General features: G+C 32.8%; 13 protein-coding genes. 9 read left to right on the top strand and 4 right to left on the bottom strand.

Features of this window, described 5'->3' with window-relative positions:
- Positions 1-65 precede the first annotated feature (65 nt).
- A complete protein-coding gene (locus BMW63_RS07920) occupies positions 66-308 on the top strand; it encodes a hypothetical protein (protein WP_074722924.1) in 243 nt (80 codons plus the stop codon).
- A gap of 401 nt (positions 309-709) precedes the next feature.
- The gene (locus BMW63_RS07925) at positions 710-3,079 is read left to right on the top strand and encodes a GAF domain-containing protein (RefSeq protein ID WP_074722925.1); all 2,370 of its coding nucleotides are present in this window, start codon (positions 710-712) and stop codon (positions 3,077-3,079) included.
- On the opposite strand, the gene BMW63_RS07930 is transcribed toward BMW63_RS07925, so the two are convergent.
- Positions 3,076-4,278, bottom strand: a complete 1,203-nt coding sequence (locus tag BMW63_RS07930) for a Pycsar system effector family protein (protein ID WP_074722926.1) — start codon at positions 4,276-4,278, stop codon at positions 3,076-3,078. The genes BMW63_RS07925 and BMW63_RS07930 overlap by 4 nt on opposite strands.
- Positions 4,279-4,303: 25 nt before the next feature.
- Between BMW63_RS07930 and BMW63_RS07935 the strand changes: the two genes are divergently transcribed.
- On the top strand, positions 4,304-8,032 hold the full coding sequence (locus BMW63_RS07935) for a metallophosphoesterase (protein ID WP_074722927.1): 3,729 nt from the start codon (positions 4,304-4,306) through the stop codon (positions 8,030-8,032).
- Here the strand turns inward: BMW63_RS07935 and BMW63_RS07940 are convergent.
- Both BMW63_RS07940 and BMW63_RS07945 read right to left on the bottom strand, forming a co-directional pair.
- Positions 8,015-8,893, bottom strand: a complete 879-nt coding sequence (locus tag BMW63_RS07940) for a hypothetical protein (protein WP_074722928.1) — start codon at positions 8,891-8,893, stop codon at positions 8,015-8,017. The two genes, BMW63_RS07935 and BMW63_RS07940, sit on opposite strands and share 18 nt — an antisense overlap.
- 52 nt (positions 8,894-8,945) lie before the next feature.
- A complete protein-coding gene (locus BMW63_RS07945; protein WP_074722929.1) occupies positions 8,946-10,010 on the bottom strand; it encodes a hypothetical protein in 1,065 nt (354 codons plus the stop codon).
- Positions 10,011-10,346: 336 nt separating this feature from the next.
- Here BMW63_RS07945 and BMW63_RS07950 point away from each other — a divergent pair, with 336 nt between their 5' ends.
- The 6 genes from BMW63_RS07950 (at position 10,347) to BMW63_RS07975 (ending at position 21,716) form a co-directional block, all read left to right on the top strand.
- Positions 10,347-12,176: a PAS domain-containing sensor histidine kinase gene (locus BMW63_RS07950; protein WP_074722930.1), complete on the top strand. Its 1,830-nt coding sequence runs from the start codon at positions 10,347-10,349 to the stop codon at positions 12,174-12,176.
- The gene (locus BMW63_RS07955) at positions 12,166-12,558 is read left to right on the top strand and encodes a response regulator (RefSeq protein WP_074722931.1); all 393 of its coding nucleotides are present in this window, start codon (positions 12,166-12,168) and stop codon (positions 12,556-12,558) included. The genes BMW63_RS07950 and BMW63_RS07955 overlap by 11 nt, the downstream gene beginning before the upstream one ends.
- A 72-nt stretch (positions 12,559-12,630) precedes the next feature.
- Positions 12,631-13,545: an ABC transporter ATP-binding protein gene (locus BMW63_RS07960; RefSeq protein WP_074722932.1), complete on the top strand. Its 915-nt coding sequence runs from the start codon at positions 12,631-12,633 to the stop codon at positions 13,543-13,545.
- A 5-nt stretch (positions 13,546-13,550) separates the two neighbouring features.
- Positions 13,551-14,387: an ABC transporter permease gene (locus BMW63_RS07965; RefSeq protein ID WP_074722933.1), complete on the top strand. Its 837-nt coding sequence runs from the start codon at positions 13,551-13,553 to the stop codon at positions 14,385-14,387.
- A gap of 15 nt (positions 14,388-14,402) precedes the next feature.
- Positions 14,403-16,742: a choice-of-anchor L domain-containing protein gene (locus BMW63_RS07970; RefSeq protein ID WP_074722934.1), complete on the top strand. Its 2,340-nt coding sequence runs from the start codon at positions 14,403-14,405 to the stop codon at positions 16,740-16,742.
- A 24-nt stretch (positions 16,743-16,766) separates the two neighbouring features.
- Entirely contained in the window at positions 16,767-21,716 is a 4,950-nt protein-coding gene (locus BMW63_RS07975; RefSeq protein ID WP_074722935.1) for a T9SS type B sorting domain-containing protein, read from the top strand.
- A gap of 389 nt (positions 21,717-22,105) precedes the next feature.
- Here BMW63_RS07975 and typA read toward each other — a convergent pair whose 3' ends face one another.
- Positions 22,106-23,902: a translational GTPase TypA gene (typA, locus tag BMW63_RS07980; RefSeq protein ID WP_074722936.1), complete on the bottom strand. Its 1,797-nt coding sequence runs from the start codon at positions 23,900-23,902 to the stop codon at positions 22,106-22,108.
- Positions 23,903-23,988 lie beyond the last annotated feature (86 nt).

The following is a 23,988-nucleotide window of genomic DNA, read 5'->3' on the forward strand; positions in this document are numbered from 1 at the left end:
TAGTTATTCTATTTTTTCAATACCTTTTGCAGACTCAAATTTACCTAAACGCCACCATTTACATTATGAGTACAATCGAAATCAAAGAAAATTTTCTAAGTAAAAAACTCTATTGCTCACTTTTTGGACACAGAATAATTACAACCAGGAATATTACAAATCATTTTAAGGAATATAAATGTACCGTTTGTGAGCTAGAGCTAACAAATGATGAAAAAGGAAAGAAAACATATCTGACACCCGAATTAAAAGATATAAATAATACTTTAAAAAGTTTTTGTTCAAAGAAAAATCTTCAGCATATTTAGTTGATTTAAATTATAATTCGGCACTATTTCTTTCACTATAAAGAAAATAAAAAGGATGCTTCTTGCTGTAACTTAGTCACCATATTTTACTTTTTAAACAAAATCTGCATCAGCAAAAAAAAGACAAAATCTGAAATTCTAATTTCATGCCTGTACCTCGATTGTGCGACAAATCAGTTCAAGGGACTTGCTTCAAATAAATTATGCCTTTTTAGTTTTAATAACAAATCAGAATACTGCGGTTATTCAGTAAGTCCTATTATTTAATTTAGTACAACTTCTACTAAGACGATCGAATATTAAACCTTCCATTACTTTAGCAATTGGCGATTTTTTAATAAATTTACAAAGGTAAAAATACTTATTTACTAGTAATTTTGCATTTTTAAAACCGCTCCATAATGAACACTCTTATATTCAACGAAAGTCCTTTTAAAACGCTAATTTCCTTCCATAAACTAATCGAATCATTGGAAGAAATTACACTATCAGATGTTGATTATCGTTCTAATTATGCAAAAGCGGTATTAAAAGAAATTGAATTAATACCTGAATTCAGAACCGGTATTGCCGATTTATCTATTATTGAAAATAACAAAACACTTATAAAATATTTACTAGCTGATTTATTCCCTACTTCACTAACAAATAATGAAATCAAAGCTGTTACTATTCCGTTTCAAAATTTGACGTTTAATTATTCTCAACGATTCAAAAAAATATTAGATGCTGCAGGAGATTTTGATCTAACGATAAGAGATTTTAACGATGATCAGTTTTATATACTAAGTTGTATCTTAATTTTAAATTCTTACTACGGTCAACAATTTGATTACAACAAACCGTTATTCTATGACATTCCTAATTCAAACGGAATTATAAATCATTATCGCATTCTCTACAATGCTGATTTTATTGAAATATATCCTACAGAAAAAGCAGTTCCATTATCCTCTGAAGACATTGATGAATTGATGGACAATTATAGTACTATCGATTTATGGAAAGAGAAATTCCCTTTAGAAAGTTGGATTCTAAAAGGTTTTGGAATAGTCACTCTTTACGATGCTACCAAGGAAAGTGCCATATCTAATTTGAAAACCAATCTTTTAAAATCTGAAAAAGATCAAAATGACATTAATAAAAATTCAGACGCTATCTTTAAATCAATATTTAAAGTTCCTGACTTAAGAATAGGACTTCTTATATATAATGAGGAAGAAGGTAAATTTATAAAACCTCCCTTTAAAAATGGGGAACTGGAAAGCTTCATTCTTTTGAATGAAAATGAAATTCCTTGTGAAAAAGCTTTTCTAGGATGCTCTTTTAGTACTCTATTAGAAGATAAAAAACCATTTTCAATTTCAAATGTGGAACATTTTTCTACTATTCCCGGTAATGAAATGTTTGCTAAACATTTACTAGCTCAGGGTATAAAAAGCTGCATTCTCGCACCTGTAATAAAAGATAATAAATTGCTAGGTATTATGGAACTCGTTTCATCACAACCCAGACAATTAAATAGTATTAATGCTAACAATCTCGATCTTATACTGCCGTATATCGTAGATACTTTGGAACGGTATAACACCGATTTAGAGAATCAATTAGAAGCTATAATTCAACGCGAGTACACTGCAATACACTCCAGTGTTTACTGGAAATTCAGAAATGAAGCACAAAAATATTTCCAGACAAACACCTCTAATAAGGATTATATATTTAAGGAAATTGTTTTCAAAGAAGTGTATCCTTTGTATGGTCAGATTGACATCAAAGGTTCCTCTGAACACCGAAATGCAACTGTAAAAACTGATTTAAAAAACCAGCTGAATGTCCTATCTGCCATTTTAGAAAATTTAGAAGTAAATAGCACGCTTCATTTACTAGAGCAACGAAAATTTGAAATGCAATCCTACGCTAAAGAATTGCAATTAGAATTAAAAGCAGATACAGAGCAACAGATTCAAAACTACATTCAAAAAGAAATACACCCCATTTTATCCAATTCACAAATTGAGGGCGAGTGCCAGTTATTAATAAACAGCTATTTTGAAGACTTAGATCCAAAAACTGGTCTGTTTTATCAAGCACGGAAAAAATTTGATGACGCCATGTCCATCATCAATAAAAAAATGGCTACCGTTTTAGACAAAGAACAAGTGGAGGCACAGCATATATTTCCGCATTATTTCGAAAGATTTAAAACCGATGGAGTCGAGCACAATCTCTATATTGGTGCTTCAATTGCGCCTTCACAGCCTTTTGATTTAATGTACCTGAATAATTTAAGATTGTGGCAACTTCAAACGCTGTGCAAAATGGAATTAGAACATCATCAGCTTAAATCAGCATTGCCCTATGAACTAGATGTAACTTCCTTGATTTTAGTTTTTAGTTCTCCTATCTCTATTCGTTTTAGAATGGATGAAAAACGTTTTGATGTTGACGGTACCTATAATGCCCGTTATGAAGTGGTTAAAAAACGTATTGATAAATCCAACATCAAAGGAACAACCGAAAGAATTACCCAAAAAGAGAAAATCACGATTGTGTACTCCCATAATTATGAAGAAACAGAATACTTAAAATATATCAAGTTCTTGCAATTTAAAAGAATCCTTGAGCCAACAATAGAGCAATTTGATGTCGAAGAATTGCAAGGTGTTTCTGGGCTTAAAGCACTACGAGTAAAAGTTTTAAATACTGTTGACCAAAACTCCCCTGACAAGAGATATACTTATCAGGAATTGCTAGACGAGTTGAATTAAATCCTAACGGAATTAAATGCTATTACAAAAGCGATGACTGAAATTATTATTCCAATCATAAAAATATTATAAGTAATCCTTAATAATCGATATTTTTTTTCGAGAACGATACCCAGAAAATACAAGTCTTTAATCAAGGAGTTGTATAAATAGGCATTGTCTTTCATCATCTCATTTACGGCCCATTCGTATTCGACTAAAGGCATTTTATAAAAGTTCCCAAAAAACAGTAAGTTCACTTTTTTATCTTCTATATCTTGTCTTGTAAAAGTTCCAGTAGTCACTTTGGGACGTGTTGAAAGTATCGCGAAAATTATTGATACCACGCTAAACATCAGCATTATAAAAGTTGGAACTATCAAATGAACATTATTAGCATTGTCTAATTTTGGAATTAAAGAAGATAATGCGATCGAGATGATAATTGCGTTTACCGATAATAAAATATTGGCTTTACTATCTGCAATTCCGCTTAAACGAGTATGATTACTTAATGTTATTCTGAACAAAGTATCAACCCCGCGATCTGGTTTTACTTTCTTATCTTCCTTTTTAGTTTTCTTTTTTTTAATTTTAGTTACTTCCAGTAAATCGCTATTATCGTTTTGCATATTTTGTATTTCTTGTTCAATTACTTTAATATTTTTTTCTTTTAGAATCTGCCAATTTTCAATGGCAAATTCAGTATAATATGCCTGAAGCTGAGATAACATTCTCAAGTTTTCTTGAGCCCATTCTAAATCAGTATATTTTACTTTATTTGTACTTTCCCATTCCCTTCTTAGTAGATTGCATTTTATTGGATAATCTTCCTTTGTAAAATGAAAAAAATCAGCATCCTTGATTATTTTTTCAAGAAGAGATTGAGGAACATGATCGAAAATAGTTGCTTTTATAATACTAGAAACTTGTTGTATATATTCATCTGATTTATCTTTTTCCTTTAAAAAATCAGAAACAATATCTATGCTATGATTTTCATGGTTTTGGCATCCGTATATATATCCAGTATCGTGAAACCAAGCTGCTACAAGTACTATTTCATTTTCCAGCGGACTTAATTCCTCCTCTTTAGAAAGTTCTTGAACTGCAGTTACTACTTCTAAAGTATGGTTGTAATCATGATAGAAATATAAAACAGAAAGTTTATCTTTGAGTAATTTACAAACAAAATATTCGGCTTCTTCTATAAGATTCATATGTAAATTTTTATACTACTAAATTATGAAATTGTTTTCGGATAATCGTTTCTTCAAAAATAAAATATTTCAATCGCTCACTTTATTTTTAGTTTTATTGCAGTCCTGTGCGACACATCATTCGCAATTTGGAAATAAGATTGAAAATCCTGTGGCCGATAGTGCAACTGATACTTCAAAAATTGCCCATACTCTCTTTTTAATTGGTGATGCAGGAAATGCCGACGAAGAAAATGCTAAAAACGTATTAAACTCGCTTCATGAAAAGCTTGTTCTAGCTAATAAACACAGTACACTTCTATTCCTAGGAGATAATATTTATCCAAAAGGAATGCCTCAAAAAGAAGACAAAATAAATTATAAAATCGCCACAAAAAAGCTTGAAAATCAATTAAAAATTTCAAAAAATTTCAAAGGAAAAACTATTTTTATCCCAGGAAATCACGACTGGTATAACGGCATAAAAGGACTAGAACGACAAGAAAAAATAATTACGGATTACTTTGATGATAAAGGATCATTTTCTCCCAGAAAAGGGTCCCCCATTGAAGATGAGAAAATAAATGACAACTTACTTCTTATTACAATTGACAGTCAATGGTTTCTTGAAGACTGGGATAAAACTCCAACACTAAATGATGATTGTTCAATTAAAAGTAGAGAAGCTTTTTTTGAAGAATTAGAAAGCATCTTAAATAAAAACAAAGATAAAACAGTCATTATGGCGTTGCATCATCCATTGATGACTAATGGCAGTCATGGCGGACAATTTTCTTTAAAAAAACAGATTTTCCCATTAGAACAAAAAATCCCTTTACCAGTTATAGGCTCCCTTATTAACTTATTGAGAAAAACCTCTGGAATTAGCCCTCAAGATATTCAAAACAAACAATATACTGCTTATGTAAAACGAATAAAAACCCTTTTACAAAGCCAAAATAATGTAATTGTGGTTTCTGGTCATGATCATAATTTACAATATATTGACAACGATAATATCAAGCAAATCATTAGTGGTGCAGGATCTAAATCTGAGGCAGCCAGAGCTATAAATCCTAATGATTTCTCCTACGGAAAAAATGGGTATGCCACATTAGATATATATAAAAATGGCAAAACAGCAGTTTCATTTTACGGTAGAGATAACAATCAAACTCAATTACTTTTCAGAAAAACAGTACTTTCTCCTAAGAAAGAATTCAAAGTTGATTATGCAACCCAATTTTCTTCAACAGAAAAAACATCAGTTTACACGCCTGAAATGATTGACAAAAGTGCTACTCATAATTTTATTTTTGGTACCCATTATCGAAAATATTATGGCACTATAATAGAATCAAAAGTAGCAACACTAGACACGCTCTATGGAGGCCTGACACCTGAAAGAGCTGGCGGTGGTCATCAATCTATTTCACTGCGACTCTCTGATCATGATGGCAAAGAGTATGTAATGCGTGCTGTAAAGAAAAGTGTGGGACGCTTTTTGCAAAGTGTTGCTTTCAAAGATCAATATGTAGAACATGAATTTAAAAATACCTATGCTGAAAATTTTCTGTATGATTTTTATACGACCGCACATCCTTATGCACCTCTGGCCGTTGGTAATTTAGCGGATGGAGTTGGTGTCTTCCATACAAATCCTCATTTGTACTATATTCCAAAACAAAAAGCATTAGGAGCCTTTAATACTGATTTTGGTGACGAATTATATTTAGTTGAAGAGCGTCCTTCCGAAAGTCAAAAAGACCTAAAGACCTTTGGAAAACCAGATGATATAATTAGCACCGAAGATTTACTAGAGAACTTACACAAGGATGAAAAATATACGGTTGACGAAAGCGAATACATAAAAGCACGTTTATTTGATATGCTCATCGGTGACTGGGACAGACATTATGATCAATGGCGCTGGGCCGAATATAAAAAAGACAATAAAGTTATTTATAAGCCTATTCCTCGTGATAGAGATCAAGCTTTTTCTAAATATGATGGCGCCTTGCTTTCTATCCTGATGAATATTCCGGCGATTCGTCATATGCAAACATTCAAGGATAACATTAAGAATGTTAAATGGTTCAATAGAGAACCGTATCCCTTAGACCTTGCTTTTTTAAAAACCGCTACCGAAAAAGACTGGATTGCACAGGCGAAATACATTCAAAAAAACCTATCTAATGAAACTATAGACCACGCTTTTGATAATTTACCCAAAGAAGTACAAGACGAGACGATTGACCAAATAAAGCAGAAACTAAAATCAAGAAGAGCACAGCTAGTAAAATATGCTAGCGAATATAATCGTGTATTACAAAAAACGATTTTGATTGTTGGCACCAATAAAAAAGACAAATTTATAATTCATCATGTTGCTAAAAATAAAATTGAAGTTCGTGTTTATCGAATAAAAAAAGAGGGCGATGAATTAGAGTATACTAAATTATTCAATGGCTCTAAAACTAAGAATATCTGGGTGTACGGCTTAGATGATGATGACGAATTTGAAGTTATGGGAAATAAAAAATCTAGAATAAACATTAGACTTATTGGTGGACAGAACCATGACGTCTATACAATTACAAATGGTCATAACGCTAAAATCATTGATTTTAAATCAAAAGAAAACAGCTTTAACCTTGACTCAAAAACTAAAAAGTTCCTGACTGATGATTATGAGTCAAATCTTTATGATTATAAGAAACCAAAATACAATGCTTTTTCAGGTATGCCAACTATTGGTTTTAACCCTGATGACGGAATAAAACTTGGTATTATTGCAAACTACACTATCAATCACTTTAAACAAAATCCGTATACCCGAAAACACACTTTAAAAGCTAATTACTATTTTGCAACGGAAGGGTTTGAATTACTTTACAACCTTCATACACCTAAAATAGTTGGTAATTGGGACTTTAATTTAGAATCCCAAATTACAAGTCCAAATTTTGCCATTAACTATTTTGGCTATGGAAATAACAGTCTAAATAATGAAGAGTTATTTGGTATGGATTATAATAGAGTTCGCATTAGAATGCTCATAATAGCACCGCAAATTAAAAAAATAGGCCTTTATGGAAGTACTATTCTTTTTCAAACATCCATTGAAAGTTTTGATGTAGAACGTATAAATAATCGTTTTGTAGCAGTTACAAACAGTGTAAACCCCAGAGTTTTTGACAGTCAGCAATTTGCTGGAGCGAGTATAACATACAGTTATGAAAACTATGACAACCCTTCTTTACCAACCATGGGAATGGGTTTTTCAATAGGTGGAAGTTGGAAAATAAACCTTAACGATACAAAACGTAATTTCCCTGCAATCGAGTCTAAACTTAATTTTAATCATAAAATTGATTCGAATGGGAAACTTGTGTTGGCCACTCTATTAAAAGGGAAAGCAATCTTGAACAATAATTATGACTTTTATCAAGGAGCAACTTTAGGAGGTGATTATGATTTAAGAGGCTTTAGAAACCAGCGTTTTCTAGGAAACCAATCCTTTTTTCAAAGTAGTGACATTCGCTATTCAATAGGAAAAATCAAGAATAGTATCGTTCCTATGTCGTATGGAATCTTTGGCGGTTTTGATTACGGAAGAGTTTGGCTAGATGGAGAAACCTCAAATAAATGGCATCAATCCTTCGGTGGTGGTATCTGGCTTAATGGTCTCAATATCCTGACGACAAGATTAACTTATTTTAAAAGTGCTGATGATGAAGGACGGATTACTTTTGGCTTAGGGTTGGGCTTCTAGTCTTTCTACCGTTGTTTCATAAAGAAAACCACCTATTTTTTTAGTCTTTTCATCAGCAATTAATAGTGTTGAATTGTCTTTAAAACAAATAGCTTCTTTTTGCGAAAAATGATGCAGTTTAAGTTCACTTGCTTTTCCGGACAAGAAATCATCTGTAGTAAAATCTTTAAAAAGCCATACTTTACTATGGCATAAAAGAACCACTTTAGACCCATCTGGACTTATGGCTGCACTAGTAATAGCATTGTTTTCAAAACTACCTCCTGTCTTGAATTCTCCAAGTAACTTTGCCTGATGATAACCTGCTTTATTAGGGATTTTATAAAGGAAAGTCGTGCCATCAAATTTACTACTTCTGTTTTTTGTAAAAAGATAAAAGTTATTCTTAAACTCAAAAAAAGATTCAACATCATATAAAAGATCCTTCTTCTTTGGCGGAAATTTTTTTTGCTCTGGATACTCAAATGAAATTTTATAAGAAGCGTTTATCGTATTCTTTAGTAAAGAATCTTTAGCAATTTTATAAATACATAAATCTTTTCTCTCATTGTCATTATTACCAAAGTCCCCTATATATAAATTTCCTTTGCTATCCTTAGTAATATCTTCCCAATCGATATTTTTAGCGTTTTGGATTGTGATGCTTTTCTCGAGTTTTCCCTTTGGGTTTAACCCATAAATCATATTAGCATTACCGCTATCTTCAAGAACCCAAAGCAAGCTAGATTGTGTTGCATAAGCTATTCCTGAAACTTCTTTTAATTTATTCGGTAGTGCATAAAGTGATGTTATTACTTTTGAATCTTGTTTACAAGACAAAAACAATATTAACAATAATACAATCGAGATTGGGTTTCTCATTTTTTGGAGAATTATGTGATAAAAACTTAACAACAAAAACCTAATTCATGAATTAAAAACCAGGTTTAAATAAATTGGGATTTTTATAGTTTCTGGTAACAAATCGAAAAGCTGCAGTCAAAACATTACCCATCCTTTTAGCATTTTTAAAATTCAAATCATTTGTAAATACATACAAATCATTCTTTAGTCGTTCCACATTTTCATCAGGGGCAATGAGATCATTTCCCATAATCTTTAATAGCCTTTTAATACGTGTTTCTGCCGATAAGATTCTCTTAGCCAATACAGATCGTTCTTCATCCTTATATTGTTCAATGGAACTATCCTGCAATTTATCTTTGACTAATTTTACCATTGGATAATTCTCCTTAAAGAATTGCGGTCTATAAATCTTGAAATTTCCCTCGTAACACTGCTGATCAAAATCGATGGGACGAATTCTATAAACTACCTGGTCAAAATCATGAATGGGGACAATTACATAGTTGTAAGACCTCATGTCACCTAAAAGTCGTATCATGCAGCGTTCATTAAACTTCACAAATTCTTTTGCTATTTGTGATTTTTCAGTTTCGCTACAATCATTCAAAAGTGTTTTTATAAATACATCTCCTGGAATCCCCATGATATGTTCTTCAATCAAAGTATCTTCATATACTAAAAAATTGATTTTATCTGGAGATAGAATGTGTTCTAGCTCTAGGCCATATACTCTTGAGGCATCCGCTTTCTTTACGTAAAAATGAGTGTAGTTGTCATTTAAAATATTTCTTACTTTTATTCGAAAAGGCTTCGAATTTCCAAAGGTGCAATAATCGATTGAATCTACATTTAAAAACTTGATAATATCTAAATTTCCATCTGAATGCAAAAGCGAATAGATCTTTTTTAAAGTTAGATCAATTTCCATTCTTTCAAATTCATTATAATAAACCCTTATCCATAGGGTATCTTCTTCATGCTTATCGTAGACGTTTATAAAACCTGAGAAACGCAATAAATCATCATAAACAACAGGAACTTTTGAAATACGATCAAAACGACCTAAGTAATCAAAAAGGGCATTATTTATAGGATAGGATGGTTTTTTAAACAGTACTTCAGAATCGCTCATTACAGTGGATTTAATGCAAATTTACATCAATTTATAAGTAAAAAAGAATAAAACACAAACTTCTTAATTTATTCCAAGCATTAGATACCCATATCCCAACCCTTCACAATTATATTTAGTATCCACAATCCCAACGAAGTAGCGTAAGAAAAAATTTATACTGAAATATTTAAAATAAACGACGTTAAAAATAAAATACTGATCTACAATAACTTAAAATAAAAATAACTTCAAAGCACTAAATCACCAACAACTTATTTGTTAAAAAAAACAGTAGGGAAAATATTTATTCTACATTTGAAAGCCCCCAAGGCAAAATCGATATTCAAACCTACTATGACTGACCAGGATGATATATATGTTAAAGCAGCGGCATCTGCTAAAATTGGTATATGGAAAATAGACATTAAAGCCAATGCGGTTTATTGGGATACAGTTACAAAAAGTATTCTTGAAGTTTCTGAAGGTTTCCAACCAATAAAAGGATATGCTATCAATTTCTTCTCAGAGGGAGATATGAGGACGCGATTCGAAATAAATATAAAAAAAGCAATCGAGGAAGGAATTTCATTTCACGAAAAATTCCAAATTACAACAGCTAAAAACAACATCAGATTTGTCGAATGTGTTTGCCAGGTCGAATTCAAAAACGGCGAACCAGCTCATTTAATAGGTACTTTTCAGGACATTACAAAAGAGCAAAACCTGATTCACAAACTAGAATTAAGTGTAGAAAAATTCTCTTCTATCTTTTCCAGTGCCAATGATGCTATTATCATTATTGACTCTGCAACGGGAATTATTACAGACTGTAATGCAAGATCTTATGAACTTAGTGGCTATGACTGTTCAGAACTATTGGGTCTTCATAATTCAGAACTTTTCCCGCCTGATAAAAGGAAACAAATTAGAATCTTTCTTGCAAATCAATTAAAAAAAGATACCCATTTTGTAAATGAGACCTACTTAAAAACAAAGAATGACACTGTTATTCCAGTGGAAGTTGCCTCAGGCAAAAAATTTATAGTAGATAATCACACCTACCTAGTTTGTTTTTTCAGAAACATAAGTGATCGTAAAAATGTTGAAGCCAATCTAAACATGTTGTCTCTTGTTGCTTCTGAAACTACCGACACCATTGTAATTGCTAATGCACAGGGAAAAGCAATTTGGGCTAACAAAGCCTATTTAGATTTGACAGGGTTTAGTCTAGAAGAAGTAATTGACCACAGGCCAGGCTATAGGTCTAAAGGCCCTGAGACAGATCCTGACGCCACTGCCAAAATGAGGAAAGCGATTCAGAACAAAGAAAGCATAAAAATCACGATTCTTAATTACAATAAAAAGAAAGAAAAATATTGGTTTGAATTGAATATAACAACGGTATTTGATAACGAAAATAATTTTATAAACTTTGTTGGCGTAGGACGCGATGTCACTTTAAGGATAGAAAAAGAGATTGAACTTAAAAAACTCTTAGAAGTAACAAGTCAACAAAACAGCAAACTATATAATTTTGCACATATTGTTTCGCATAATATCCGTTCGCACTCTAGTAATTTAGAAATGGTTGTAGATATCATTGAGAACTCTGAAACGGAAGCTGAAAAACTTTCATACTTTGATTTATTTAAGGAAGGAACTGCAAAACTTTCTGAAACAATTGAATATTTAAACGAAATAATAACTATTCAGCAGAAAACAAATATTCAAAAGACAACCATTTGTTTAAAAGACGAAATCCAAAAAACAAAAATGGCGCTGAGATTAGCGATTAAAGAAAGTCAAATAGTAATAACCGATACTATTCCTGATGATTTAACGGTAAGTGTAATTCCTGCTTATTTAGATAGTATTTTACTTAACTTATTCACTAATGCCATAAAATATAAATCCCCAAACCGCAAAGCTTTTCTTGAAATCAATTACGAAATCAATGAACATCAAACTATCATAAGCTTTAAAGACAATGGATTAGGATTAGATTTAAAGAAAAATGGACATAAATTATTTGGAATGTACAAAACATTTCATGGTAATGAAGATGCAAAAGGAATAGGATTATATATTACCAAGAATCAAATAGAGGCTATGGATGGTAAGATTGAAGTTGAAAGTGAAGTAGGTTCTGGTAGTACTTTTAAAATTTTTATAAATGAAAAATAAAACAACCTATATAATCGATGACGATAAATTATCAATTAAATTAATGAGTATGTTGATTTCAAAAAATAAATTTTGTCAAGAAATAATATCGTTTCATAATTCACAAGAAGCTTTAAATGAACTCAGAAAAAATTGTAATGATTCCTCAAGTCTCCCTGACGTAATTTTACTAGATTTAAATATGCCCCTTTTAGATGGATGGCAATTCCTTGATGAATTTGTACAATTGCCCATTAAGAAAGAAATCTCCATTTTTATTGTCACTTCTTCCATTGATCCTTCTGATATCGAAATGGTGAAAAAATATGCAATTGTAAAAAACTATATCATGAAACCAATTACCGCACAAAAATTAGAAGACGCATCCAAGTTAATCGAATAGCAAACTAATTTTGGTAAAACGGTAACAATTCCCTATTTTGATCGTCCTATTTATAATATAAAAACGAACATTTTGGAAACCATCCTTTCTATTAAAAATCTCAGCAAACGCTACGGAAGCGTACAAGCCTTAAAAGATATTTCTTTCGAAATAAAAAAAGGCCACGTTTATGGTATTCTAGGCCCAAACGGAAGCGGAAAATCAACAACACTTGGTATTGTTTTAAACGTCGTCAATAAAACCTCGGGAGAATACAGCTGGTTTGATGGAAAAATGGAAACTCATGAAGCTTTAAAAAAAGTGGGGGCAATTATCGAAAGACCCAATTTCTACCCCTACATGACGGCACAAGAAAACCTGAGGCTAGTTTGTAAAATCAAGGATATCAGTTATGCTAAAGTTATGGAAAAACTGCAACTTGTAGGCTTGGATGATAGAAAAGACAGTAAATTTAGCACTTTTTCTTTAGGAATGAAACAACGTTTAGCGATTGCATCTGCCCTATTAAACGATCCCGAAATATTAATTTTAGATGAACCTACTAATGGCTTAGATCCTCAGGGAATTCATCAAATTAGAGATATCATAAAACAGATTGCCTCACAGGGAACTACTATTTTATTAGCCTCTCATCTATTAGATGAAGTCGAAAAAGTGTGCACTCATGTTTTAGTGTTAAGAAAAGGACTCGTTCTCTATTCCGGAAGTGTGCATGGTATGTCTTCCAATGAAGGTTTCTTTGAATTAAAGGCAGAAGATACTGCGAATTTAATCCAAGTTTTAAAAACGCATCCAGCCCTAGAGAGTATTAAACAAGAAGAAGGGAAAGTTTTTGTATATCTAAAAAGTCCCTTAGAAGCCGCTGCTTTAAATAAATTCCTTTGTGAAAAAAATATTAATCTAAGTCATTTGGTAAAACGCAAACACAGTTTGGAAGAGCAATTTTTAGAATTGACAAAAAATGCAAAACCAACACTTAAAAACTAAAAATAATGAAAAGATTATTATCAATTGAATTACAAAAAATATGGATGAATAAAGCCAGTCGTGTATTGACTTTGACCTACTTCATTTTACTTTCCTTTATAGCAATGATTGCGTCTATCAAATTTGACATAGGTTTTTTTAAAATTCATCTTGCAGAAATGGGTATATTCAATTTCCCGTTTATTTGGCATTTCAACACCTACATTGCCGCAATTTTAAAATTATTCCTAGCCATTGTTATCGTTTCCATGATGGCCAATGAATATAGTTACGGTACTTTAAAGCAAAATCTTATTGATGGTTTGAGTAAAAAAGAGTTCATTTTGTCTAAATTTTTAACCGTACTTTTATTCTCATTTTGCTCTACTATCTTTGTATTTATCATGAGTTTGATTTTAGGGTTTGTTTTCTCTTCATATACAGAGTTATCCATAGTCTTTTCTGAAATGGAATATCTAGTAGCATTCTTTGTCAAATTAGTTGGCTTTTTCTCTTTTTGTTTGTTTTTAGGAATATTAGTAAAGCGCTCTGCATTCGCACTTGGGTTTCTGTTAGTCTGGAACATTATAGAAGGAATTGTTAAAGGTATTTTGGTTTTTAAAATTTTTCCAGATAACAAAATAGCTGATTATATTACACAATTTTTTCCATTAGAATCGATGTCTAATTTGATAGTCGAACCTTTTTCCAGGTTATCTGTGATAAAAACTATAGGATCACAAATTGGAGTAGACAGTATTAAAGATTATAGTGTACATTTCTTATCGATATTCATTGTCTTGTCATGGTCAATTATATTTATGTTGTTTTCTTATAAATTATTAAAAAACAGAGATTTATAGTACCTTTATCAGTCTATGAAATTCATAAAAGCAATATTACTTTTTATCTTTCTATGTTATTTTCCCGTTATGGGAAGTGCACAATCAATTACGGTAAACGATACCTATACTGAACAAAATCTCGTAGACATATTGACAAATAACAGTTCCTGTTCTACAACTTCAAATCCTAAAGTCTTGGGAGATACTTTTTCAGGTACTCAAAATAGTCATGGCTATTTCAATTCAGGAACGAGTAGCTTCCCCTTTTCAGAAGGAGTGATTTTAAGTACCTGGAGCATTAGTAAAGCCGTTGGCCCCTTCGATGTGACAAATACAGGTGGAGGAAATATCTCTTGGAAAGGAGATCCAGAGTTAGAACAAGTATTAGGTATTTCAAACACTTTCAATGCAACCGTTTTAGAATTTGATTTTGTACCGTTGACCAACTTCATCAGTTTTAATTTTATATTTGCTTCTAATGAATATCAAAGTTACTTCCCATGCGAATATTCAGATGCTTTCGCTTTTCTAATAAAAGAATCAGGAACAATTGGTTACACAAATTTGGCAGTACTCCCTGGAACTAACACTCCTATTTCTTCACAAAATGTACATCCTTTAATTAACGACGTAACCGATAGTAAAGGATTTCACAAAGGCTGCCCTGCAATAAATGAAACTTATTTTGGAGGTTTAATTACAAGTGCTCCTAATAATAGTCCTATTAACTATAGTGGTCAAACAAAGAAAATGACTGCCCAAACAAACGTTGTTGCGGGAAAAACGTATCATATTAAATTAGTAATTGCCGATCAAGGTGGTAATTATTATGACTCTGCTGTTTTTCTGGAGGCAGGTAGTTTTAGATCTAAAATAGATTTAGGCACGGATCGGTTACTATCCACAAATAATGGTGTCTGTTTTGGAGAGAATTATGTTATAAACACAAACCTACCCATAACAAATAATTACAAATGGTATAAAAATAATTCTACTACTCCTATCCCTGGCGCGACTAAACCTTCATATACTGTTACAGATGCAGGAACTTACAAAGTAGAATTAGATGTCCCTAATTGTATCTCATCAGGGGAAATAAAAATTGAATATGCTGCCGAAATTGTATTGAATAATACCACTTTAGTACAATGTGATGACAATGGCGACGGGGTCTCCATTTTTAACTTAACAAAAGTAGATGCTCAAATTAAAAATAATAATTCCTCATTAAGTCCAGTCATTTATTATGAAACATTGGCTCAAGCCAAAGCATCCCTAAATCCGATTACAAATTCTTCGTCCTATGTGAATAAGTCTCAGAATCAAATTCTCTATGCAAAAGTTACAAATAGCTATGATTGCATCAACTACGCCGAATTAACACTCCAAATTTCTAATAACGCTATTACACCGCCAAATCCTTTTAGAACTTGTGACGCAGATGCCAATAAAGACGGCTTATCTGTTTTTGATTTAAATATAGAAATAACTCCCAAGGTTTTAAACGGACTACCAGCAGGATTAAATGTAGAATACTTTTTGAATACAGCCGACGCTATTTCTCAAAATAATGTACTTCCAAATACATTCAATAATATAACTCCAAATCAGCAAATTATTTTTGCGAGAATCATAAATGGTTCCGATTGCTATGCTATTACTCCTATCACTTTAATTGTAGACACATTTAAGCCTCCAAATTTTGAAGATATAAATGCCAGTTTATGCAACGGCAATACGACAACGATTTCAGTCAATACGGGTTTCTCTAGTTACCTCTGGAATACTGGAGAAATAACGACTTCGATAACCGTTAACACACCAGGTGATTACACCGTAAAAGTCACCGATTCGAACGGATGTGAAGCAACCAAAACATTTCATATCAAAGCCTCAGGGATTGCAACGATAACGGGAGCAATTGTAAATGAATTTGCCGGAAATGACAACTCAGTAGTACTTGAATATACAGGCTCAGGAGATTATGAGTTTTCACTTGACAGCACTTATTTTCAGGATGATCCTCAATTCACAGGGATTATCGCAGGATCTTATATCGCTTATGCTAGAGATAAAAATGGTTGTGGTTTATCAAATCCTTTTGCTATTAGTGTATTAGATTATCCCCGATTTTTTACTCCAAATGGAGATGGATATAATGATTTTTGGACTATTAAAAACCTTGATTTACTACCAAAATCAAAAATAATTATATTTAACAGATATGGTAAATTGCTCAAAGAAATAAGTCAGACCAGTATGGAATGGAATGGTACATTTAATGGCTCTGAATTACCTGCTAATGACTATTGGTTTAATTTAACTTTTGAAGACGGAAAAATCATAAAAGGCCATTTTTCTTTAAAAAGATAATATTTATTTTACTATTTTTAGTGCATGAAAAAAACTTTACTAATTTTCTTTACTTTTTTATCTATAAGCTGTTTCGCACAATTTAGTAAAACACATTATATTCCACCTTTGTCAGGTTCAGATCTTATTCCTGCTCAAGATCAATATCTATATATCTCAACACCGAGTACTACTGCGGTAAATGTTAAAATTAACGCATTAGGAGCTGGCATTATTAACATTCTTGTTTCTAAAGATGCTCCCTATGTTTATAACATAGGTTTTGGAACGGATTCACAATTGCACGTAAGTCCTTATTTATTGAATACTCCTTTATCAAACAAAGGATTTATAATTGAAGCCGACAACTTAATATACGTTGCTGCAAGAGTGATGGCAGGAAATTACAATCAAGCAGGGTCACTTGTTTCTAAAGGAATTTCAGCTATTGGAAATGAATTTAGGGTGGGCGCTTTTGTGAATACTGAAACAACGAATAATGCTGCATTCAGATATACTTTTTTATCCATATTAGCTACTGAAAATAATACTGTGGTGGATTTTAGTGGAATTAAAACGGGAGTAACTTTGGTTGGAAATATCGCAGTTGGAAATACACCACCAAGTGTAACATTAAATAGAGGTCAAAGCTATGTTTTAGCAACAGAAGATAATAGTATCGCAAATAAGGACGGATTAATTGGTGCCTTAGTTAAATCTAACAAACCCATTGTAATGAATTGTGGATCCTATGGAGGTACCAATGGGAATATCAATAACAATCTAGATTTAGGATTTGACCAAATTGTCTCTGCAAAAAACATTGGAAATGAATATATTTTTGTTCGTGGATTTGGGTTAGATATTTTAGAGCGTCCATTGCTTGTTGCGCATGAAGATAACACTTTCGTTTATCTAAATGGAAGCGCTACTCCATATAACGCAACACCGCTTAATGCCGGACAATATATTATTTTTGATGGTACAAATTATTCAACCAATCAAAGTTTATATGTAGAAACGTCCAAAAATGTTTTCGCATATCAAAGTGTTGGAAGTTCAAGTCAAGCAAATCAAGAAATGTTTTTTGTACCACCATTGAACTGTTCTACCCCAAATATAGTTGATAACATTCCATTTATAGAGCAAATAGGATCAACGACATTTACAACAAACAGCGGCTTAAATATTGTCACAGAAAAAGGAGCAACAATAGAAATTTCGATAAACGGCATTAAACAACCTATAGGTGTGGCTCCAAAAGATGTCGTTGGGAATACCAAATTTGAAACCTATGCGTTAAGTGGCTTGACAGGAAATATTGGTGTCTATTCATCTAAACAAGTCTATGTGTCTTATTTTGGTTCAAACAGTGCTGCCACATATGGCGGCTACTATTCTGGATTCGATCTAAAACCAGAAATTATTTCGGATAAAATTGCCGTAACGAATACTTCTTGTATTCCAAATATTATCTTAAAACTGAACTCTTTATCTTCTTATGATACTTTTCAATGGATTTTTAATGATAGTGATATCCCAGGTGCAACAACTAATACATATACTCCTACAGAGCCAGGATATTATCAAGTCAGGGGTAGTATTTCTAGTTGTGGAATACCGCAGCTTTCAGATAAAATACCGGTTAGTATTTGTACTCCTGATACAGACACTGATGGAACGAATGATAACATTGATATTGACTTAGATAACGACGGGATTACAAACTGCACCGAATCCTATGGGAATGAAGGCGTCGACATTTCAAATATAGCTAACGGTACGATTTCTAAAGACAATTACAGTAATCCATTTAGCGGAACACTAACTTCTAATGGCCCAACTACACCTACAATCTTTGCAGGTAAAACAAATGGAGATTTTACTACTGAAGTCCCATCTGGTAACGGAAACTACCTAACTTATACTATGAATTTTACTACACCAGTGTCGCTAGCTTTAGAATATATTAAAGTTGGAAACAGTAGCGATTTATTAAACTCTAATTCCGAATTTATTTTAAAATCACCTACAAATAAAACCATCACAGTATTGAATCCAGATAATCAATTGTTAATTGACACCAATTACGATGGGATTTTTGAAAGTAACATAACCGAATTTTCTTCCTTTGAAATCCGATTTAGACTTAATAGTGTTATACCATTAGCAGCTGGAACAGGAACCTTTAGTTTTCGTTCCTTTATGACCGAATCAATTTCTTTTACACATAAAAACTTATCTGACACACAAGTTAACAAAGGTTCATTCACCATTTTGGCCACTTGTATTCCTAGGGACGCAGATTTGGATGGCATCCCTGATCAATTGGATTTCGATAGTGATAATGATGGGATTCCTGATAACATTGAAGCTCAAGGAACCACAGTAATAACTATTTCTAATATAGATACCAATAAAAATGGTCTTGACAACGCTTTTGAACCTGGGTTTTCTCCTATAGACACTGATAATGATGGGATTCCTGATTTTTTAGATTGGGATAGCGACAATGATGGAATCTATGATACAATAGAGACAGGAAGTTTGGGAACGGACACTGATGGGGACGCAATTAAAGACTATCGAGAACTAGACAGTGATAATGATGGCTGTAATGATGTCATAGAAGCTGGGTTTACAGATTCTAATGGAGATGGATTATTAGGCTCAATTACACCACCAACTGTTGATTCTAAAGGAATTGTAACAAGCCGGACTAATGGCTATACTCCTCCAAATGCTAACTATACGACTGCTGCACCTATAGTAATTACAACCCAGCCGATTGTTGCAGCAACTTGTGAACTACAAAACGCCACGGTTACAGTCGCGGATAATAGCGGTAACACCTACCAATGGGAACTTTCAACGAACGGAAGTACGTGGACTCCCATAACTAATAATGCAACCTACTCACAAGAAACAACTAATTCATTATTAATTACAAGTGTAAAAAATACTATGAACGGATATAAATATCGTGTTCAACTTAAAAAAGTAGGGAATTCATGCGGCTTACTTTCCTCAGAAACAACCTTAACGGTTTATGCTTTACCTGTCGTTACTAATGTTACTATTATTCAGTGTGACGATGACATTAACGCTGTAACAACATTCAATCTAACCGTGAAAAACGATGTGATTTCTACTAACTATGCAAATGAAAATTTCAATTATTACACCTCATTTAATGGAGCTACAACTGCAAATTCCGCAGAGTTAATAACAAACCCTATAGCTTTTACTAATACAACTCCGGGTTTAATGAAAGTTTGGGCGAGAGTTGTGAATTCCAATGGCTGCTTTAGTGTAGCTGAATTAACCTTGAAGGTTTTGACAACACAAATCCCGAATACATTCCAAAGAACGTATAGACAATGTGACGACTTCTTAGATGTAAACGGGAACAACACTGCAAACAATGACAAAAGAGACGGGGTTGCTTCCTTTAATTTTAGCACTGCAGCAAATGACATAAGAACTATCTTGCCACAGGGAAATTACAATGTAGCTTTCTATCGAAATCAAGCCGATGCCCTAGCCGAAATTAATGTTATAGCAGATATTTCAAATTACAGGAATATTGGTTATAAAAACACGCAACAAATTTGGGGTAGAGTGGACAGTGATATTGATAATGCTTGTTATGGTTTGGGGCCTTATATTAATTTAATGGTCGAGGCATTACCCTTTGCAAATCCAGTGACAATACCACGACAATGCGATGATAATCAAGATGGAATTTTAACTTTTAACACCGCTACACTTGAAGCTTCCCTACTAAACGGACAAAGTAATGTTACCGTTACTTATTTAGATGCAAATAACAATCTTTTGCCAAGTCCATTCCCAGCTACATTCACAACTGCTTCGCAAACCATAAAAGCAGTAGTAACTAATAATACAACATTAGCATGTTATGATGAAACTCTGATTAAATTTATAGTAGATGATCTACCGGAAGCTTTTGCAATTACTACTTCCTTAACAACAGCGTGTGATGACGAGCCAAACCCTTTACTTCAAGATGGAAAATTTCCTTTTGACACGTCAACTTATGAGACAACAATACTAGCAGGACAAACAGGAATGACTGTAAAGTACTTTGATCAAAATGGGGTTTTGCTATCTAGTCCCCTACCCAATCCTTTCGTTACAGGAACACAAAATATAATTGTTACAGTTGAAAACACAGTAAATACAACTTGCGCCGCCACAGTAACTATTCCGTTTATTGTTCATGCGTTGCCAAACATTGAATTAAACATTGACGGTAGCGAAAATGAATTAGTGTGTTCAAATCTACCCACCTTTTTTGTTAAATTGGATGCGGGAATTCAAGACGGAAGCCTACCAAGCAATTATACATACGTATGGACTAAAGATGATGTAACTTTACCTACTCAAACTACTGAATTTTTGGATATAAATGAAGCTGGAACTTACACTGTGAGAGTTACTAATCTAAGCGGTTGTGACAGAGTACGAACTATAAAAGTTACCGCTTCAGATATAGCACATATTCAAAGTATAACTGTTGTGGATTTAGCAAACATCAATACCGTTACCGTAAACAATACAGGTCCAGGAAAATACGAGTATAGTTTAGACGAACCTAATGGTCCATTTCAATCATCAAATTTCTTTGACAATGTACCAGCCGGAATTCATCAAGTATATATAAATGATATAAATGGATGCGGAACTGTTAGCAAGATTATAGCAGTATTAGGTGTCCCAAGGTTTTTCACTCCTAATGGAGATGGTTATAATGACTATTGGAATTTAAAAGGAGTAAATGCAAGTTTCAATTCAAATACAACGATTTTCATCTTCGACAGATACGGAAAACTTCTCAAGCAAGTTGCTCCTACATCTCAGGGATGGGATGGAACTTTCAATGGATTACAACTCCCCTCAGATGACTACTGGTACACTATTAAACTTGAGGACGGTAGAGCAGTAAACGGACACTTTAGCTTAAAAAGATAAAACAAACTCATATTTCTGAAATAAACTACTCTGCACTTTCAGTGTGGGGAGTAGTTTTAGAAAAACTGAAAATCTCACTTATCTTTTCAATCAAAAACTACTTTGAATTATTAACTCTATGTTTTTTCCTCCTATGTTCTAGATGTTCATTTACCATTATCATTAAATATACTTATCACGTACAAACCTGTTAAAAAATCTATACTCAAACACTTAAGAGAGCCTTTTATTTCGCGTATGCCAAAGCATTAAATACACAGTCATAGATGATTCATATCTTAGACTAATAAAGGATCTCATACTTTGCAATAAACTTGCAACTCACATTTAATTAGCAAGCATAAAAAAAGCCATTCTTTCGAATGGCTTTTCTTTATAAAATAATAAAATTAGATTTTAAATCTTTTTCTATCTGTTTCTGTCAAATATATTTTTCTCAAACGAATAGATTTTGGAGTTACCTCTACATATTCATCTTTTTGAATGTATTCTAAAGCTTCCTCTAATGAGAAAATAATTGGTGGAATAATTCTAGCTTTTTCATCATTTCCAGAAGAACGTACGTTAGACTGTTTTTTAGCCTTAGTTACGTTAACACACATATCATCGCTACGTGAATTTTCTCCAATTACTTGACCTTCATAAATTTCATCATTAGGATTAACGAAGAATTTACCACGATCTTGCAATTTATCGATAGAATAAGGAATTGCTTTACCATTTTCCATAGAGATCAAAGAACCATTGTTACGTCCAGGAATAGCACCTTTGAAAGGCTCATATCCTATGTAACGATGTGACATAATTGCCTCACCGGCAGTAGCAGTCAACAATTGATTACGCAATCCGATAATTCCACGAGACGGAATATTGAATTTTATAATCATACGTTCTCCTTTTCCTTCCATGCTCAACATTTCTCCTTTACGGATTGTAACAAACTCTACAGCTCTACCTGAAAGATTCTCAGGTAAATCAATTGTTAACTCCTCAATTGGTTCACATTTTTTACCATCAATTTCTTTAATGATAACTTGTGGTTGACCAATTTGTAATTCATACCCTTCTCTTCTCATTGTTTCAATAAGAACAGACAAGTGAAGTACTCCACGACCAAAAACCATAAACTTATCAGCTGAATCAGTTTCACCTAATTTCATTGCTAAGTTTTTCTCCAATTCTTTATTTAATCTATCTCTAATATGACGAGAAGTTACAAATTTTCCTTCTTTACCAAAGAAAGGAGAGTCATTAATCGTAAACAACATACTCATTGTAGGCTCATCAATAGCAATTGATTTTAGAGCTTCCGGATTTTCAAAATCAGCGATAGTATCTCCAATTTCGAAACCTTCAACACCAACAATCGCGCAGATATCTCCCGCAATAACCTCTTGTACTTTCTTACGACCAAGACCTTCAAAAGTATGAAGCTCTTTAATTCTAGATTTAGATATTGTACCATCTCTTTTTACTAACGAGATTGGCATACCCTCTTTCAAAATACCTCTTTCAAGACGACCAATAGCGATACGACCTGTAAAAGCAGAAAAATCTAAAGAAGTAATCAACATTTGTGGAGTTCCTTCAGAAACTTTAGGAGCTGGAACATTAGCGATAACCATATCTAATAATGCTTCAACATTATCAGTAACGTTTTCCCAATGGTCAGACATCCAGTTATTCTTAGCAGAACCGTAAACTGTTGGAAAATCCAACTGCTCCTCTGTTGCTCCTAATTCAAACATTAAGTCAAAAACTTTTTCATGAACTTCTTCAGGAGTACAGTTTTCTTTATCAACTTTATTAATAACAACGCATGGCTTTAAACCAAGGTCTAATGCTTTTTGTAAAACAAAACGAGTTTGGGGCATAGGCCCTTCAAATGCATCCACAAGTAGACAAACACCATCAGCCATATTCAATACACGCTCTACCTCACCACCAAAATCGGCGTGACCGGGAGTATCAATAATGTTGATTTTTGTTCCTTTGTACTGAACAGAAACATTTTTAGAAGTAATGGTAATACCTCTTTCACGCTCTAAGTCGTTGTTATCAAGGATTAAGTCACCTGTGTTTTCGTTGTCACGAAATAACTGACAGTGATACATAATTTTATCAACCAAAGTTGTTTTACCGTGATCGACGTGGGCAATAATTGCAATGTTTCTAATAGATTCCATCTGTGATTTTTAATGGCTGCAAAGGTACACTTTATTTTGATATAAAAAATATTTATACAATACTTTACATATAGTTAACGTTTTAG

This window comes from Flavobacterium frigoris, from assembly GCF_900111075.1.
GTDB lineage: Bacteria > Bacteroidota > Bacteroidia > Flavobacteriales > Flavobacteriaceae > Flavobacterium > Flavobacterium frigoris.